Below are 210 nucleotides of genomic sequence, written 5' to 3' on the forward strand. Positions count from 1 at the left end.
CCATCCCCGCCAGTTGCTCAGCTTCGAATGTATTCGGCGTGAGAACTTCCGCCAACGGCAGCAAATAGTCGATCATCGCCTTTGTGTTCTCCGGAAACAACGGCTGGCCTGCGCCTTTGCATACCATGACCGGATCAATCACCACATGCGGAATGTTGGATTTCGCAAGCAGTTCGCCAGCCAGTTTGATGATATCAACCGTCGGCAACA

At 53.3% G+C, this 210-nt stretch carries 1 protein-coding gene; it reads right to left on the reverse strand.

Translation table 11 applies throughout. From position 1 onward, the window contains the following. A partial coding sequence (locus B0D78_RS12445; protein ID WP_205948353.1) for a bifunctional hydroxymethylpyrimidine kinase/phosphomethylpyrimidine kinase occupies nucleotides 1-210 on the reverse strand: 210 nt, incomplete at both ends.

It is taken from the genome of Pyramidobacter sp. C12-8, assembly GCF_002007215.1.
Taxonomy (GTDB): Bacteria; Synergistota; Synergistia; order Synergistales; family Dethiosulfovibrionaceae; genus Pyramidobacter.